Below are 16,358 nucleotides of genomic sequence, written 5' to 3' on the forward strand. Positions count from 1 at the left end.
AGACACGGCTCCTGGGCAAATGGGTGGTATTGCGACGCAGGTCTCCCCCGATCGCGTGGTGTTCAGGCGAACCGCGTCCTGGAACGCACTTTCGGACGTCTCCTCAGATGAAAGGACTCGCACCAGGAGGGAACCCCACGACCATGAGCAACGAGAGCATCACCACCACGACGACGTTCCACCTCCTCGTGCCCGGCGTGGCCCCGGCGCCCGTCGAGGCCGAGTTGCACTACGAGCCGGAGGACCCGTACGCGGTCGCCGTGCTGTTCCACACCGGACAGGGCAAGGTGGAGTGGATCTTCGCGCGCGACCTGCTGGCCGACGGCCTGCTGACGCCGTCCGGCGAGGGCGACATCCTCATCCGCCCGGCGGCCGACGACCCGGAGCGGGTCCTGCTGGAGCTGAACGCGCCGACGGGTTTCGCCATCCTCTCCGCCGAGGCCGAGCACATCGCCGAGTTCCTGGACCTGACCTATGACGTGGTCCAGCCGGGAGAGGAGGACCTGTGGATCGACTTCGACCGCGAGCTGGCCAAGCTCGTCTCGACCAACTGACGGGCTCGCCCGCCCGCCCGTCGCCTACCCTCTGAAGCTGTGACGGGGGCCGGGGGGACGGTGGGCGGTCGGTACGCGCTGGTCGAGCGGATCGGCAGCGGCGCCATGGGCGTCGTCTGGCTGGCCCGGGACGAGCTCCTGGACCGCGAGGTGGCCGTGAAGCAGCTGCGCCTGCCCGACCTGACGCCCGAGCAGGCCGCGACGGCCAGGGCGCGGGCCATGCGCGAGGCGCGCAACGCCGCCCGGCTGCACCACCCGGGCGCGATCTCGGTCTTCGACGTGGTGGTGGAGGACGACCGGCCCTGGCTGGTCATGGAGCACCTGCCCTCGCGGAGCCTGTCCGCCCTGCTGGCGGAGCGGGGCAGGGTGGAACCGGACGAGGCGGCCCGGATCGGGGGCCAGGTCGCCGCAGCGCTCGCCGCGGCCCACGCGGCGGGCATCGTGCACCGGGACGTGAAACCGTCGAACGTGCTCATCGGCCACGACGGCGCGGTGAAGCTCACCGATTTCGGCATCTCGCGCGCCGCGGGGGACGGCACGCTCACCGACAGCGGCATGATCACCGGCACCCCGGCGTACCTCGCGCCCGAGGTCGCGCGCGGCGAGCAGCCGAGCAGCGCCTCCGACGTGTTCTCCCTCGGCGCGACGCTGTACGCGGCGACCGAGGGCCGGTCGCCGTACGGCACCTCCGACAACAGCTTCGGCCTGCTGTACCGGGCCGCCGCGGGCAAGGTCGAGCCGCCCACCCGGTCGGGCCCGCTCACCGACCTGCTGACCAGGATGCTCGACACCGGCCCGGACCGCCGCCCCACGGTCGAGGAGGTCGTGGCGCTGCTCGCCGAGCACCGGGCGGACCAGCCGGAGCCGCCCGGGGAGCAGCCCGAGGAGCGATCCGGGGAGCGGCCCGCCGCGGAGGGGGACCCGGTCGCGCGCCGTCGCCGGTGGCTCGCCCCGGTGGTGGCGGCGGTCGTGCTGGTGGCGGTCGCGGGATCGGTCGCGGCCGTGTCCCTGATGCCCGAGGGGCCCGGGAACGGCCGCCACGCCACCGATCCACCGCGGACCACCGTCGCGCCCCCGGTCACCGCCGAGGAGGCGGAGGCGCTCGTCAGGGGGCACTACGACCTGCTGCCGGAGAACCCGCGGGTCGCCTACGACAACCTCACCCCGACCTACAGCCAGTCGCTGGAGGAGTACCTGGCGTTCTGGGGCCAGTACGACGACGTGCTGGCGACGCCGGTCCAGACCCGGGCCGAGGGCTCGCGGGTCTGGGTGCACGTCGCGGTGGCGTTCGTGCGCGGCGGCGTCACGAGCAACGGGAACTACCTGCTGCGGGTCGAGTCCTACGAGGGGCGGCCGCGGATCGTGGCGGCCGACGAGCTGCCCGGCGCGGCCACCTCGGCGGGCTGACCTCAGACGAGCCTGCGGTCCGACGCCCAGCGGGACAGCTCGTACCGGTTGGACAGCTGCGTCTTGCGCAGCACGCTCGACACGTGCGTCTCGACCGTCTTCACCGAGATGAACAGCTCGGACGCGATCTCCTTGTACGCGTAGCCGCGGGCCAGCAGCCGCAGCACGTCCCGCTCGCGCGGCGTCAGCAGGTCCAGCTCCGGGTCGCTGATCGGGGCCGCGCCGGGCCGGTCGGCGAACGCGTCCAGCACGAACCCGGCCAGGCGCGGGCTGAACACCGCGTCGCCCTCCGCGACCCGCACGACCGCCTTCACCAGCTCCTGGCTGGAGATGGTCTTCGTCACGTACCCCCGCGCGCCCGCGCGGATGACCGCGATGACGTCCTCGGCCGCGTCCGACACCGACAGCGCCAGGAACACCACCTCGGGCAGCGTCGTGCGGACCTGCCGCAGCACCTCCGCGCCGCCGCCGTCGGGCATGTGCACGTCCAGCAGCACCACGTCCGGGCGGTGGTGGGCGATGCCCGCGACGGCCTCGCCGACCGAGCCCGCCTCGCCGACCACCTCGATCTCGTCGGTGATCGACTCCAGCTCCGCCCGGACCCCCGCGCGGAACAGCGCGTGGTCGTCGACCAGGAACACCCGTACGGCCACGGTTCGGCCCCCGTCCCTCACTTGTCCGCTGTCTTCCTCGGCATCATCAGCTGCACCTCCGTGCCCTCACCCGGCGCGGTGCGGACGCGGACCTCGCCGCCGTGCCGGTCCATCCTCCCCCGGATCGAGTCCGCGAGGCCATGCCGGTCCTCCGGCACGGTCCCCGGGTCGAAGCCCTTGCCCCGGTCGCGCACGAACACCGTCACCCGATCGGGCTCGACCTCGCCGTAGACGCTGATCTCCGCGACGCCCGCGTGCTTGGCCGCGTTGACCATCGCCTCGCGGGACGCCTGCACCAGCGCGTGCAGGTTGGGGTCCAGCTCGCAGTCGCCGACCACCACCTGCTGCACGGCCAGCGCGAACGCGTCCTCCACCTCGCCGGAGGCCTTGGCGATCGAGGCGGACAGGGTGGTGGGCAGGTTGTTCTCCTCCACGACCTTGCCGTACAGCCACTCGCGCAGCTGCCGCTCCTGGCCGCGCGCCAGCCGCTTGACCTCGCGCGGCCGCTCGGCCTGCTTCTGGATCAGCGCGAGCGTCTGGAGCACGGAGTCGTGCAGGTGGGCGGCGATCTCGGCGCGCTCCTCGGTGCGGATGCGGGCCCGCCGCTCCTCGCCCAGGTCGTTGATCAGCTTCACCCACAGCGGCACGGTGAGCACCGCCACGCCGCCGAGCGTGGCCACCACGGCCAGCAGCGCGAACCGCAGCTGGTCGATGCCGTAGCTGTTGACCAGCAGCACGCCGATGCCGATGGCGACCAGCGCCACGCCCGCGAGCACGCGCACCGCGGTGGTGCGCCCGTTGCCGATGAACCCGGACCGGGCGCCGTCCCGCCAGCGGCGGCGCTGCGCCTCGTCCGCCTCGCGCCACACCACGGCCGCGCCCACCAGGGCCACCGCGAGCGGCCCGGCGATCCAGCCGTTCACCGGGCCGGAGAACAGGCCCGCCAGCACGGCCGCGGCGATGCCCAGGGCGACCAGGCCCAGCGCCTGCTGCCGCTCCCGGGGGTTCGGCGGCGCCTCCGGCTCGCCGGCCGTGCGCTGCGGCACGAACAGCCACAGCAGGCCGTAGGCGATCACGCCGACGCCGTTGAGCGCGGTCAGCGCGGCGAACACCGCCCGCACCCAGAACACCTCGACGCCGAGGTGGTCCGCGACCCCGCCCGCCACGCCCGCGACCACCCGGCCGGTCCGCCTGCGGCGCACGGGCTCGACGGCCTTGGCCGTCTTGGCGGCGACCGCCTTGGCGGCCTTCGTCTCCACGCTCACCGCTCAAGGGTCACACGCGGGTGGGGGGCGGTCATCAGGGTTCCACCCCATGTCGGGTTCAGGGTGGGTCCCGGATGTGCGGGGGCGCCGCCGTCGAGCAAGCTCCTCACCGTGAGCGGGAACATCAGCGCGGCCAACGTCGAGGAGACGTTGAAGGACTTCTGGGTCAGCCGGCCCAGGCGGCCCCACGACGGTCGCAAGATCGCCGGCGTGGCCGTCGGCATCGCGCGGCGGTACCAGGTCGACCCGGTGATCGCCCGGGTCGCGTTCGTGGCCATGGCGCTGTGCAACGGCGCCGGGATCCTCATCTACCTGCTGGGCTGGCTGCTGCTCGCGCAGGAGGACGACGAGGTGTCGCCCGCGGAGGCGCTGCTCGGGCAGGGCCGCAGCTCGACCCCGACCCCGCTGACCGTGCTGCTGGGCCTGGCCGTGGTGCCGGCGACCGGCGTGTTCGTCGACGGCGGGTTCACCATGGTCGGCGGCGTGCTGCTGTCCGTGGGCTCGATCTACCTGCTGCACCGCGCCCGCGGGCAGTTCAACCGGCCGGAGGTGGCCACCGCGCCCGCGCCGGCCTTCGACGGGGTGGGGGTGTGCCCGGTGGCGACGAGCACGGGCGGGGTGGACCCGATCGAGGTGCCGGCCTACCAGGAGCACCCGACCGGGCCGGTGACGCCGCCCGCGTGGGACCCGCTGGGCGCGGCGCCGTTCGCGTGGGACCTGCCGGAGCCGGCGTCGGGGGTCGAGCCGGTGGCCCCGGTCTCGCGGCCGGCGCGGCGGCGGTCGCGGGTGGGGACGGTGACGTTCGGGCTGGCGCTGATCGTGCTGGCCGGCGCGGCGGCCCTGTCGCAGGAGCTGGCGTGGCTCGACGAGGCGCACACCATCGGGCTGGTGGTGGCCGTGCTGGGCGCGGGCATGGTGGTCGGCGCGCTGCGCGGCGGCGGGGGTCGCGGCCTGGCCTGGCTGGCCGTGCCGCTGTCGGTGGTCGGCGTGGCCGCGACCGCGGTCGACTTCGACGGCGTCAGGTCGGGCGAGGTCGGCAGCACCCGGCTCGCGCCGACGTCGATCGAGCAGGTGGAGGACCGGTACGACTGGGGCGTCGGCGAGGTCGACCTGGACCTGACCGGGCTGCCCTCGACCGGCTCGGTGCGCACCGAGGTCGAGATCGGGCTGGGCAGCGCCAGGGTGCGGGTGCCGCGCGACGCGGACGTGTCCGTGACCTGCTCGACCGAGGTGGGGAACGTGAAGTGCCTCGGCCGGGAGAGCGACGGCAAGGACGCGCACCAGCGGGTCGAGGACGACGAGGGCGCGGACGGGCCCGGCGGGCTGAGGGTCGAGCTGGACGTGCGGAGCGAGATCGGAGAGGTGGAGGTGAGCCGTGGCTGACCAGGAGCACGGGGGCGTGGAGAAGCGGGGCGTGGACGTGGTCGGCCTGGTGTTCGGGGTCGCGGCCCTGGTCGCCGCCGCCTACACGCTCTCCGACGGCGCGGCGTGGCCGGACTTCCTCGACCTGAGGTGGGCGCTGGCCGGTGGCGCGATGGTCATCGGGATCGGGTTGCTGGCGGGGTCGATGCGCCGGCGGGGGTAGCCCGGTCCCCGGGGGAGGCGGGGAGGCGAAGGGCCCGTCCTGCGGGACGGGCCCTTCGCCCGCTCACTCCCACTCGATGGTGCCCGGCGGCTTGCTCGTCACGTCCAGCACGACCCGGTTGACCTCGTTGACCTCGTTGGTGATGCGGGTGGAGATGCGCTCCAGCACGTCGTAGGGCAGGCGGGTCCAGTCGGCGGTCATGGCGTCCTCGCTGGACACCGGCCGCAGCACCACCGGGTGGCCGTAGGTGCGGCCGTCGCCCTGGACGCCCACGCTGCGCACGTCCGCGAGCAGGACCACCGGGCACTGCCAGATCTGCCGGTCCAGGCCCGCGCTGGTCAGCTCCTCGCGCGCGATGGCGTCGGCCCTGCGGAGGATGTCCAGGCGCTCCTGGGTGACCTCGCCGATGATCCGGATGCCCAGGCCGGGGCCGGGGAACGGCTGCCGCTGGACGATGGTCTCGGGCAGGCCCAGCTCCGCGCCGACGCGGCGCACCTCGTCCTTGAACAGCGCGCGCAGCGGCTCCACCAGGGTGAACTGGAGGTCGTCGGGCAGGCCGCCCACGTTGTGGTGGCTCTTGATGTTCGCCGCGCCCGTGCCGCCGCCGGACTCGACCACGTCCGGGTACAGGGTGCCCTGCACGAGGAACCGGTAGTCGCCCTCGGCCTTGAGGTCGCGCTCGGCCTGCTCGAAGACCCGGATGAACTCGCGGCCGATGATCTTGCGCTTCCGCTCGGGGTCCGTGACGCCCCTGAGGGCGTCGAGGAAGCGCTCGCGGGCGTCGACGGTGACCAGGTTGACGCCGGTCGCGGCCACGAAGTCGCGCTCGACCTGCGCCCGCTCGCCCGCGCGCAGCAGGCCGTGGTCGACGAAGACGCAGGTGAGGCGGTCGCCGATGGCGCGCTGCACGAGGGCCGCCGCGACCGCCGAGTCCACGCCGCCGGACAGGCCGCAGATGGCCTTGCCGTCGCCGACCTGCTCCCGGATGCGGGCCACCTGCTCGTCGACGATCGAGGACGTCGTCCACCGGGGGCGGATGCCCGCGATCTCGTGCAGGAACCGGCGCAGGACCTCCTGGCCGTGGGGCGAGTGCCCCACCTCCGGGTGGTACTGGACGCCCGCGAACCGGCGCCGCCGGTCCTCGAAGGCGGCCACGGGCGCGCCCTCGCTGGTCGCGGTGACGGTGAAGCCCTCGGGCGCCTTGGTCACGCAGTCGCCGTGGCTCATCCACACCGGGTGCCTGGCGGGCAGCTCGTCGTGCAGCAGGCCGCCCGCCTCCTCGACGCCCAGCTCGGTGCGGCCGAACTCGCGGGTGCCGGTGTGCTCCACCGTGCCGCCGAGGGCGCCGGCCATGGCCTGGAAGCCGTAGCAGATGCCGAACACCGGCACGCCCGCGTCGAACAGCTCCGGGTCGACCTGCGGCGCGCCGGGCTCGTAGACGCTGGACGGGCCGCCGGACAGCACGATGGCGGCCGGGTCGCGACCGACCAGCTCGGACACCGGCGTGGTGTGCGGCACGACTTCCGAGTAGACCTGCGCCTCCCGGACTCGCCGGGCGATCAGCTGCGCGTACTGCGCGCCGAAGTCGACTACCAGCACAGGGCGGTTGCTGCTCTCGGGCACTGGGTGAAAACCTCTCGTCCGGCGGGTCCGCGCAGGTGAAGGATGTCATGCGTGGAGGAGGAACTGCTCACCGGAGGCGGGCTGAACGAGGTCGTGCGGATCGGCGCCACGGTGCGCCGGCCGACCGGCCCGTGGACGCCCAACGTGCACCGGCTGCTGGAACACCTTGCACCGCTTGGCCTTTCGCCGGCGCCGCACGGGATCGACGAGCGGGGCCGCGAGGTGCTGTCCTACCTGGAGGGTGAGGTGGGCCACCCGCCGCTGCCCGAGGAGCTGCGCTCGGACCGGGTGCTGGTCGAGGTGGCGCGGCTGGCGCGGCGGCTGCACGACGCGAGCGCGGGGCTGGCGCACCTGCGGGAGGGCTGGCGGTTCCCGCCGGTCGAGCCGGTCGAGGTGATCTGCCACAACGACCTCGCGCCGTACAACGTGGTGTTCCGGGAAGGATCACCCGTTGGTGTGATCGACTTCGACACCGCGCGACCGGGGCCGCGGTGGTGGGACCTGGCCTACACGGCGTACTGCCTGGTGCCGTTCTCACCGGAGTTCGGCACGCCCGACGAGCAGCGGCGGCGGGCCGGGCTGTTCTGCGCGGCCTACGGCACGTCCGCCGAGGGGCTGGGCGGGCGGGTGCTGGCCCGGCTGGACGACATGGTGGCGATGATCCGGGAGCTGCCCGAGTTCCACCGGCAGCGGGAGGAGGGGCACGACACCTATTACCTCGCCCATGCGGAGTACGTCCGGGCGCACTTCCAAGATCGGTAGCGCCAAGCACGCCGTACGGGCATACGGTGACTCCCATGGACGCGACCACTCCCGAGCCACGGCCCTGCTGGATCGCCGGACACGCCGAGCAGGGCGTGCAGGCCATCACCGTTCACCACCCGTTCGACGGCACGGAGGTCGCCTCGGTCGCCGTGCCGGGCCCGGAGCAGGTGGAGCGCGCGATCGCCGCCGCCGCGGCGGTGGCCAAGGAGTTCCGCCGCACGCCCGCGCACGTCCGGGCCGAGGCCCTGCTCCAGGTCTCGCGGGCGCTGGCCGAACGGGCCGAGGAGATCGCCGAGACCATCACCGCCGAGAACGGCAAGCCGCTGAAGTGGGCGAACGTCGAGGTGCAGCGCGCGGTGAACACGTTCCGGTTCGCCGCCGAGGAGGCCCGCCGGTTCACCGGCGACCTCCAGCGGCTCGACACCGACGTCAGCGGCGAGGGCCGGTTGGCGGTGGTGCGGCGGGTGCCGCGCGGACCGGTGCTGGCCGTGGCCCCGTTCAACTTCCCGCTGAACCTGGTGGCGCACAAGGTGGCGCCCGCGCTGGCGGTCGGCGCGCCGGTGATCGTCAAGCCCGCGTCGGCGACGCCGCTGTCCGCGTTGATGCTGGGCGAGCTGCTGGCCGAGGCGGACCTGCCCGAGGGCGCGTTCTCGGTGCTGCCGGTGCGCGGCGGCGACATGAAGGCCCTGGTCACCGACGAGCGGCTGCCGGTCATCTCGTTCACCGGGTCGACCTCGGTCGGGTGGTCGCTGATGGACGACGCGCCGCGCAAGCACGTCGTCATGGAGCTGGGCTCCAACTCGGCGGCCATCGTGTGCCCGGACTGGCCCGACCTCGACCTCGCGGCCTCGCGCATCGCCACGTTCGGCAACTACCAGGCCGGGCAGTCGTGCATCGCGGTGCAGCGGGTGCTGGTGCACCGGGACGTCGCCGGGGAGTTCGTGCCGAAGCTGGTCGCGGCGGTGCGGTCGCTCAAGACCGGCGACCCGCACGACCCGGAGGTCGAGGTCGGTCCGCTGATCGACGAGGACAACGCGCGGCGGGTCGAGGAGTGGGTGGCCGAGGCCGTGTCCGGCGGCGCGGTGCTGCACCTCGGCGGCGGCCGGTCGGGCACGACCGTGGAGCCGACCGTGGTCCAGGACGTGCCGCCCTCGGCCCGGCTGTGGCGCGAGGAGGTGTTCGGCCCGGTGCTCGCGGTGTCCGTGGTGGACTCCGTGGCCGAGGCGTTCGAGCAGGCCAACGCCACCGACTACGGGTTGCAGGCGGGCGTGTTCACCCGGGACGTGACCGTGGCCTTCGAGGCGGCGGCCGAGCTGGAGGTCGGTGGCGTGATCGTCGGCGACGTGCCGTCGTACCGGGCCGACCAGATGCCGTACGGCGGGGTCAAGGGCTCGGGCACCGGGCGCGAGGGCGTGCGGTCGGCCATGGAGGACTTCACCGAGGAGCGCACCCTGGTGCTCACCGGCATCAGCCTCTAGGCGCGGCCGCCAGGGCGCACCTCCACCACCGGCAGCCGCAGGGCGCCGGGGGCGTGGGCGGGCACGGCGGGGTCCTTCGGCGCCACGGGTGCGAGGCGCCGGTACCCCGCCGCCTGGTCGGGCCGCCGGTCCGGCTCGCCCTTGTTCGGCCACAGCGCGAACGCCCGCTCGGCCTGGGCGGTGATGGTCAGCGACGGGTTCACGCCCAGGTTGGCCGAGATCGCCGAGCCGTCGACGACCGACAGGGTCGGGTAGTCGTGGACCCGGTGGTAGGCGTCGATGACGCCGGAGGCCGGGTCCGAGCCGATCGGGCAGCCGCCGATGAAGTGGGCGGTGAGCGGGATGTTGAACAGCTCGCCCCACGTGCCGCCGGGGATGCCGTCGATGTGCTTCGCCGCGAGCAGGTTGGCCCGGTGGCCGGCCGGGATGAACGCCGGGTTCGGCTCGCCGTGGCCCTGCTTCGAGGTCAGCTTGCGCCCGAACAGGCCCTTCTTGGTGTAGGTGGTGATGGAGTTGTCCAGGCTCTGCATCACCAGCAGGATCACGGTCCGCTCGCTCCAGCGGTGCACCGACAGCAGCCGGGCCAGGCGGATCGGGTGCCGGACCGCCTGGGTGAGGAACTGGAGCAGGCGGGGCGTCGACTTCGCGCCGTCGGTGGCCAGGGTCTGGAGCAGGCCCATGACGTTGCTGCCCTTGCCGTAGCGGACGGGCTCGATGTGCGTCTGCTCGTCCGGGTGGATGGACGAGGTGATGGCCACGCCCTGGCTGAAGTTGCGCTCCTCGTCCACGGTGAAGCGGCCCGCGCCGATGATCGCCTCGGAGTTCGTCCTGGTCAGCTCGCCGAGCTTGGCCGAGAGGCGCGGCAGCGCGCCGGTCGCCCGCATCCGGTGCAGGAGCTGCTGGGTGCCCCACGTGCCCGCGGCGAGCACGACCTGGTTCGCGGTGATGGTGCGGCGGCGGCCGCGCGGCTTGCCGCCGGTGCGGCGGGTGCCGACCGACCAGGCGCCGTCGGGCGACTGGCGCAGGTCGGTGACCGTGGTCAGCGGCAGCACCTCGGCGCCGTTGCGCTCGGCCAGGTACAGGTAGTTCTTGACCAGGGTGTTCTTCGCGCCGACGCGGCAGCCGGACATGCACGCGCCGCACTCCGTGCAGCCGGTGCGGTCCGGGCCCGCGCCGCCGAAGTACGGGTCCTCGGCGGTCTTGCCGGGCTCGCCGAAGAACACGCCCACGGGGGTCGGGTGGAAGCTGTCGGCCACGCCCATCTCCTCCGCGACCTGCCGCATGACCCGGTCGCTGGGGGTGGTGGACGGGTTCTGCACCACGCCCAGCATCCGGCTCGCCTGGTCGTAGAACGGGGCGAGCTCGGCCTCCCAGTCGGTGATGTGCGCCCACTGGCGGTCGGTGTAGAACGGCTTGAGCGGCCGGTACAGGGTGTTGGCGTACACCAGCGACCCGCCGCCGACGCCGGAGCCCGCGAGGACCATGACGTTGCGCAGGGCGTGGATGCGCTGGATGCCGTAGCAGCCGAGGAAGGGCGCCCACAGGTAGCGGCGCAGGTCCCACGACGTCTTGGCGAACTCGTCGTCGGCGAACCGGCGACCCGCCTCGACGACGGCGACCCGGTAGCCCTTCTCGGTGAGCCGGAGCGCGGCCACGCTGCCGCCGAAGCCCGAGCCCACCACGACGACGTCGTAGTCGGTGTTGTTACCGGCGAGTTCACCCATGCCCGGAAGATTAGGGGTTACCTCGGGTAACAGCTAGTTCTTCATCGGTTCAGCCCTGAGGAGGACGTAGTTTCCCCTGATCGGGGCTATACGTACGTCGAGGTGGGACCGGGCGGTACCCCTCCCGGAACGCCAGTGTCGAAGGGGGACGGCGGTGGACGGAGCGGCAGGCGCCGGCGCCACGCGGAGCGCGGTGGCCGGGACCTCGGCGGACCCGGTCGCGCGGACCGGTCGGAGCGACCCGGCGGCCCGCCCCGGGCGCTCGCGGTGATCGCCGGGCGCGGGCTCGCCGCCGCCGTCGCGGTGCTCGCGGCCGTGGCCTCGCCGGCCGGCGCGCCCGCGACCGACGACGGCGCCTACGCCTACGCGACCGCGGGCGAGGTCGTGGTCATGCGCGGCGAGCGGGTCGTCACCCGGTGGGCGGGCCGGGCCGGTCCCGTCGCGTGGACCGGCGACGGGCGTCATGCGGCCTTCCTGACCTCGGACGACGCCGCAGCCCGCCGGGTGGTCGTCGTGGACGCCCGGTCGGGGGACACCCGTTCCGCGCCGTGCGACGGGTGCGCGCACGTCGCGGCCGCCGGCGGGGGCGCGCTGGTGATCAGCACCGGCCCGTCCACCCGGCTCCTCGCGCTCGACGCGGGCGGCGGTGAGCCGGCGGAGCTCGCCGCGGAACTGCCCGTGCTCGACGACGCGGAGCTGTTCTCCGGCACGGGCGGCGAGGTGCTGCTCAGCGGGGTGGGGCGGACCGGGGCCGAGAGCTGGTTCCGCGTGCGGCTCGACGGCGGGGTCACCCCGGTCGGCTCCGTCACGGCCACCCGGCGGGACCGGTCCGGGCAGCCCTACCTGCGAGGACGCGGACCCGTCGCCGCCACCGCCGACGCGGCGGGCAACACCGTCTACGCGGTCGCCGGGTCCTTCCGGGGGCGCGATGACCCGTGCGAGGGCGCGGCGGAGGTGTTCGCGGCCCTGCCCTCGAACGGGTCGACCGTGCCGACGGACCTCAGCGCCGCCTCACCGGCGGGCGCCGGCGCGACCGCCACCGAGGTCCTGTCGCTGTGGTGGGACCCGGCGCACCGCCTGCGCGCCGCCGTGCTCGCCGGGGCGTGCGACGGGACCCCCGCCGGCCCCGCGACCGGTGAGTGGGTGCTGGAGCGCAACAGGTGGGTCCGGGTGTCGTCCGAGCCGACGCTCGGCTCGCTCCACCTGCGCAGCGGGTCGAAGCTGGTCACGCGCCTGCCCGGGGCGCCGCGGAACGGCGCGTCCCTGGTCCTCGAACGCGGCGGGCGCGGCGCCGCGATCGCCGGCGGCGTGCTGTCGATCTCCGCGCCCGGGTTCCGGCCGCCCGGCTCCGACGAGGTCCTCGCCCAGTGGTGCGACCCGGCGGACCCGGTGTGCCTGTCCCGCACGGGCGGCTCCTACGAGATCGGCTCGACCAGCGGCGACCTCGACGGGGACGGGGCGGCCGACCGGATCGCGGCCGTCCAGTCGTGGCGCCGCGGCACGGCCTCGGCCCACCTGGAGGTCGCCTTCGCGGACGGTCGGACCTCGCGGCTCGACCTGCCCGCGACCGTCGAGGTGGGCGTGCCCCGCTGGGTGGGCGCCACCGACCTCACCGGCGACGGCCGGGCCGAGGTGCTGGTCCCGACCGGCGCGGGCGCGCACGGCGTGGTGATCGGCTTGTTCGAGCACGTCGACGGCCGGGTCGCGCGGGTCGACGGCGACCTGCCCGAGGTGCTGGTGGGCGGCGGGGCGCACGGGGCCGCCGGGGTCGAGTGCCTGGTGGACGGCGACCGCGCCCTGGTGCGCACCAGCGTCGTCACGGCCGGGCCGGCCACCCCGCCCGGCGGTCCGACCGAGTACGTGCTCACCGAGGTCACCCACGTCGCCGACCCGGCGTCCGGACGGCTGGTCCGGATCGCGGAGGACCGGACGACCTCCCCCGCGGGCGAGGGCGGCGCGCTGCCGCCGCGGCTCGCCGGGGTGGTGGGGGTCCACTGCCCCGGCGTGCCCGCCGTCTCCTGACCGCCGTGCTGCGACCGCGCCGTGCTGCGAATGCTCGTGCTGCGACCGCGCCGTCCTGCGACCGCCCGCTCAGCCGCGGACGGTCAGGCCGACCTTCTGGAACTCCTTGAGGTCGGAGTAGCCGGTCTTCGCCATCGCCCGCCGCAGCGAGCCGAACAGGTTCGTCACGCCCCGCGGGTCCACCGACGGGCCGAACAACAGGCTCCGCAGGTCGACCACCTGGTCGACGCCGCTGGACACGTGGCTGCGCGGCACCGACGGGTGCGCCGACGACGCCGTCCAGTACAGGCCCTGGCCCGGCGCCTCCGCCGCGGCCGCCAGCGGCTCGCCCAGCATCACCGCGTCCGCGCCGCAGGCGATCGACTTGGCGATGTCGCCGCTGGTCAGCGCGCCGCCGTCGGCGATCACGTGCACGTACCGGCCACCGGTCTCGTCCAGGTAGTCCCGGCGCGCCGCGGCCGCGTCCGAGATCGCGGTGGCCATCGGCACGCCGATGCCCAGCACCGCGTCCGTGGTCGTGACGCCCGGCGTGTAGCCGTAGCCCACGACCACGCCCGCCGCGCCCGTGCGCATCAGGTGCATCGCCGTCCGGTAGTCGCCGACGCCGCCCGCGATGACCGGGACGTCCAGGTCCGCGATGAACGACTTCAGGTTCAGCGGCTCGCCGTCGCGCGAGACGTGCTCGGCGGAGATGATCGTGCCCTGCACGACCAGGATCTCCACGCCCGCGGCCAGCAGGTCCGGGGTCAGCTCGGCGGCCCGCTGCGGGCTCACCCGCACGGCCACCGTCACGCCCGACTCGCGGACCTGCTTGATCGCCTCCGCGATGAGGTCCATGCGGACCGGCGCGGCGTGCAGCTCCTGGAGCACCTTCACCGGCGCGGCCGGGTCGTCGGTGTCCTCCAGCGCCCGCACCAGGCGGAACAGGGCCTCCTCGACGTCGCCGTGCCGGGCCCACAGGCCCTCCGCGTTGAGGACGCCGAGGCCGCCCAGCTCGCCGATCGCGACCGCCGTGCCCGGCGACACGATCGCGTCGGTCGGGTGGGTGATCAGCGGGATCTCGAACCGGTAGGCGTCGATCTGCCACGCCGTCGAGACGTCCTTCGAGGACCGCGTCCTGCGGGAGGGGATGATCTCGACGTCGTCCAGCTCGTAGGCCCGCCTCGCGGTCCGGCCCATGCCGATCTCGACCAGGTCGCGCACCTTGAGTAGTCCTTCCGTGGTGCCGGTTCGAACCAGAGGACCTTAGCTCACCGGCTGGTGTAGTTCGGCGCCTCGACGGTCATCGTGATGTCGTGCGGGTGGCTCTCCTTGAGCCCCGCCGCCGTGATCCGCACCAGCTGCTTGCCCTGGAGCTCCGGGATGCTCTTCGAGCCGGTGTAGCCCATGGCCATCCGCAGGCCGCCGACCAGCTGGTACGCCACCTGCTGGAGCGGGCCGCGGAACGGCGTGCGGCCCTCGATGCCCTCGGGCACCAGCTTGTCCTCGGACAGCACGTCGTCCTGGAAGTAGCGGTCCTTGGAGTAGGACTTGCTGTTGTCGCCGCGCCCGCGCAGCGCCGCCAGCGACCCCATGCCGCGGTAGGTCTTGAACTGCTTGCCGTTGACCAGGACCACGTCGCCCGGCGCCTCGGCGGTGCCCGCGAGCAGGCTGCCCAGCATGACCACGCTCGCGCCGGCCGCGATGGCCTTGGCGATGTCGCCCGAGTACTGGATGCCGCCGTCGCCGATCACCGGCACGCCGGCCGGCGCGCACGCGAGGTTCGCCTCGTAGATCGCGCTGATCTGCGGCACGCCCACGCCCGCGACCACGCGCGTGGTGCAGATCGAGCCGGGGCCGACACCGACCTTCACGCCGTCCGCGCCCGCGTCCACCAGGGCCTGCGCGCCGGCGCGGGTGGCGATGTTGCCGCCCACCACGTCCACCTCGTCGCCCAGCTCCTTCTTGACCCGGGCGACCATCTCCAGCACGTTGCGCTGGTGGCCGTGCGCGGTGTCCACCATCAGCACGTCCACGCCCGCCTCGGCCAGGGCCATCGCGCGGCTGAAGCTGTCCTCGCCGACGCCGATCGCGGCGGCGCACAGCAGCCGGCCGTCCGGGTCCTTCGAGGCGTTCGGGTACTGCTCGGTCTTGACGAAGTCCTTGACCGTGATCAGGCCGCGGATCTTGCCCTCGCCGTCCACGATCGGCAGCTTCTCGACCTTGTGGCGGCGCAGCAGGCCCAGCGCGGCCTCCGCGGACACGCCCACCTGGGCGGTCACCAGCGGACCCTTCGTCATCACCTCGCTGACCCGGCGCGAGTGGTCCACCTCGAAGCGCATGTCGCGGTTGGTGATGATGCCGACGAGCTTGTCGTTCCCGTCGGTCACGGGCACGCCCGAGATCCGGTAGCGGGCGCACAGCTCGTCCACGTGGCCGATGGTGTCGTCCGGCGAGCACGTCACCGGGTCGCTCACCATGCCCGCCTCGGAGCGCTTCACCGTCTCCACCTGGCGGGCCTGGTCCTCGACCGACAGGTTGCGGTGGAGCACCCCGATGCCGCCCTGGCGGGCCATCGAGATCGCCATGCGCGCCTCGGTCACCGTGTCCATCGCGGCCGAGGCCAGCGGGATGCGCAGGGAGACGTTGCGCGAGAGGCGGGTGGTGGTGTCGACCGCACTCGGGATGATCTCCGATTCGGCGGGCAGCAGCAGTACGTCGTCGAAGGTCAGTCCCAGCATGGCGAACTTGGGCGGGACTCCGTCAGCGTTGAGCTCGCTGGTCATGGCGGCTGGTGCCTTCCGTGGTGCGGTGATCCCGCCGCCGCGGATCGGGTTTCCACAGGCGGCGATGGGTTCAGCCCATGGTATCTGGACGTGGTCGGGGGTCCGCCCGGTACCGTGCGGGGTCGTGCCGCACGACGCGTTGCCACCAGACCCGTTCGCGGGCGACCCGGACGACCCCGCTCGGGCGCTCGGCGAACCCGAGCACGACCACGAGCACCCGCCGATGGACGACGCCGAACGCGCCGAACTGGTGGGCGACCTCAGCGACCTCGCCGTGTACCAGGCACTGCTGGAACCCCGCGGGATCAGGGGCATCGTGGTGGACTGCGGCGAGTGCCAGGAACCGCACTACCACGACTGGGCGCTGCTGAGGTCCAGCCTGGAGCAGCTGCTGTCCGACGGCCGGATGCGACCGCACGAGCCCGCGTACGACCCGGACCCCTCGGCCTACGTGAGCTGGGAGTACTGCCGCGGTTACGCGGACGGCGTCACCGCGGAGAACGCCCGTTGACGGTGT

General features: G+C 73.9%; 14 protein-coding genes. 8 read left to right on the forward strand and 6 right to left on the reverse strand.

The annotated features are described in order from the left end of the window. Positions 1-143: 143 nt before the first annotated feature. Together ABD223_RS11415 and ABD223_RS11420 are read left to right on the forward strand one after the other, a co-directional pair. Complete coding sequence (locus ABD223_RS11415) at positions 144-554, forward strand: SsgA family sporulation/cell division regulator (protein ID WP_344036051.1); 411 nt, start codon at positions 144-146, stop codon at positions 552-554. A gap of 39 nt (positions 555-593) precedes the next feature. Next, complete coding sequence (locus tag ABD223_RS11420) at positions 594-1,961, forward strand: serine/threonine-protein kinase (RefSeq protein ID WP_344036053.1); 1,368 nt, start codon at positions 594-596, stop codon at positions 1,959-1,961. 2 nt (positions 1,962-1,963) lie between these two features. Here ABD223_RS11420 and ABD223_RS11425 read toward each other — a convergent pair whose 3' ends face one another. Both ABD223_RS11425 and ABD223_RS11430 read right to left on the reverse strand, forming a co-directional pair. Beyond that, on the reverse strand, positions 1,964-2,614 hold the full coding sequence (locus tag ABD223_RS11425; RefSeq protein ID WP_344036054.1) for a response regulator: 651 nt from the start codon (positions 2,612-2,614) through the stop codon (positions 1,964-1,966). A 17-nt stretch (positions 2,615-2,631) separates the two neighbouring features. Next, positions 2,632-3,873, reverse strand: a complete 1,242-nt coding sequence (locus ABD223_RS11430; RefSeq protein WP_344036387.1) for an ATP-binding protein — start codon at positions 3,871-3,873, stop codon at positions 2,632-2,634. 117 nt (positions 3,874-3,990) lie between these two features. Here ABD223_RS11430 and ABD223_RS11435 point away from each other — a divergent pair, with 117 nt between their 5' ends. Both ABD223_RS11435 and ABD223_RS11440 read left to right on the forward strand, forming a co-directional pair. Next, positions 3,991-5,262 carry a PspC domain-containing protein gene (locus ABD223_RS11435; RefSeq protein WP_344036055.1) on the forward strand — a complete coding sequence of 424 codons (1,272 nt, stop codon included), beginning with the start codon at positions 3,991-3,993 and terminating at the stop codon, positions 5,260-5,262. Continuing rightward, a complete protein-coding gene (locus ABD223_RS11440) occupies positions 5,255-5,464 on the forward strand; it encodes a hypothetical protein (RefSeq protein WP_344036056.1) in 210 nt (69 codons plus the stop codon). Before ABD223_RS11435 ends, ABD223_RS11440 begins: the two co-directional genes overlap by 8 nt. A gap of 63 nt (positions 5,465-5,527) precedes the next feature. Here the strand turns inward: ABD223_RS11440 and guaA are convergent, their stop codons facing one another. After that, positions 5,528-7,087: a glutamine-hydrolyzing GMP synthase gene (guaA, locus tag ABD223_RS11445; protein WP_344036057.1), complete on the reverse strand. Its 1,560-nt coding sequence runs from the start codon at positions 7,085-7,087 to the stop codon at positions 5,528-5,530. Positions 7,088-7,138: 51 nt separating this feature from the next. Here guaA and ABD223_RS11450 point away from each other — a divergent pair, with 51 nt between their 5' ends. After that, entirely contained in the window at positions 7,139-7,849 is a 711-nt protein-coding gene (locus ABD223_RS11450) for an aminoglycoside phosphotransferase family protein (protein ID WP_344036058.1), read from the forward strand. A 35-nt stretch (positions 7,850-7,884) separates the two neighbouring features. Then, entirely contained in the window at positions 7,885-9,330 is a 1,446-nt protein-coding gene (locus tag ABD223_RS11455) for an aldehyde dehydrogenase family protein (RefSeq protein WP_344036059.1), read from the forward strand. On the opposite strand, the gene ABD223_RS11460 is transcribed toward ABD223_RS11455, so the two are convergent. Next, positions 9,327-11,054 (reverse strand): FAD-dependent oxidoreductase, encoded by a 1,728-nt coding sequence (locus ABD223_RS11460; protein WP_344036061.1) that lies wholly within the window; start codon positions 11,052-11,054, stop codon positions 9,327-9,329. The two genes, ABD223_RS11455 and ABD223_RS11460, sit on opposite strands and share 4 nt — an antisense overlap. Before the next feature lie 267 nt (positions 11,055-11,321). Between ABD223_RS11460 and ABD223_RS11465 the strand changes: the two genes are divergently transcribed. Then, positions 11,322-13,076: a hypothetical protein gene (locus tag ABD223_RS11465; protein WP_344036063.1), complete on the forward strand. Its 1,755-nt coding sequence runs from the start codon at positions 11,322-11,324 to the stop codon at positions 13,074-13,076. Between the two features lie 69 nt (positions 13,077-13,145). Here the strand turns inward: ABD223_RS11465 and ABD223_RS11470 are convergent, their stop codons facing one another. After that, a complete protein-coding gene (locus ABD223_RS11470) occupies positions 13,146-14,279 on the reverse strand; it encodes a GuaB3 family IMP dehydrogenase-related protein (RefSeq protein WP_344036064.1) in 1,134 nt (377 codons plus the stop codon). 47 nt (positions 14,280-14,326) lie between these two features. Further along, on the reverse strand, positions 14,327-15,841 hold the full coding sequence (gene guaB / locus ABD223_RS11475) for an IMP dehydrogenase (RefSeq protein ID WP_344036065.1): 1,515 nt from the start codon (positions 15,839-15,841) through the stop codon (positions 14,327-14,329). Positions 15,842-15,905: 64 nt separating this feature from the next. Here guaB and ABD223_RS11480 point away from each other — a divergent pair, with 64 nt between their 5' ends. Continuing rightward, positions 15,906-16,352 (forward strand): DUF5319 domain-containing protein, encoded by a 447-nt coding sequence (locus ABD223_RS11480; RefSeq protein WP_344036067.1) that lies wholly within the window; start codon positions 15,906-15,908, stop codon positions 16,350-16,352. Positions 16,353-16,358 lie beyond the last annotated feature (6 nt).

The organism is Saccharothrix xinjiangensis (genome assembly GCF_039527585.1).
In the GTDB taxonomy this organism is placed as follows: Bacteria; Actinomycetota; Actinomycetes; order Mycobacteriales; family Pseudonocardiaceae; genus Actinosynnema; species Actinosynnema xinjiangensis.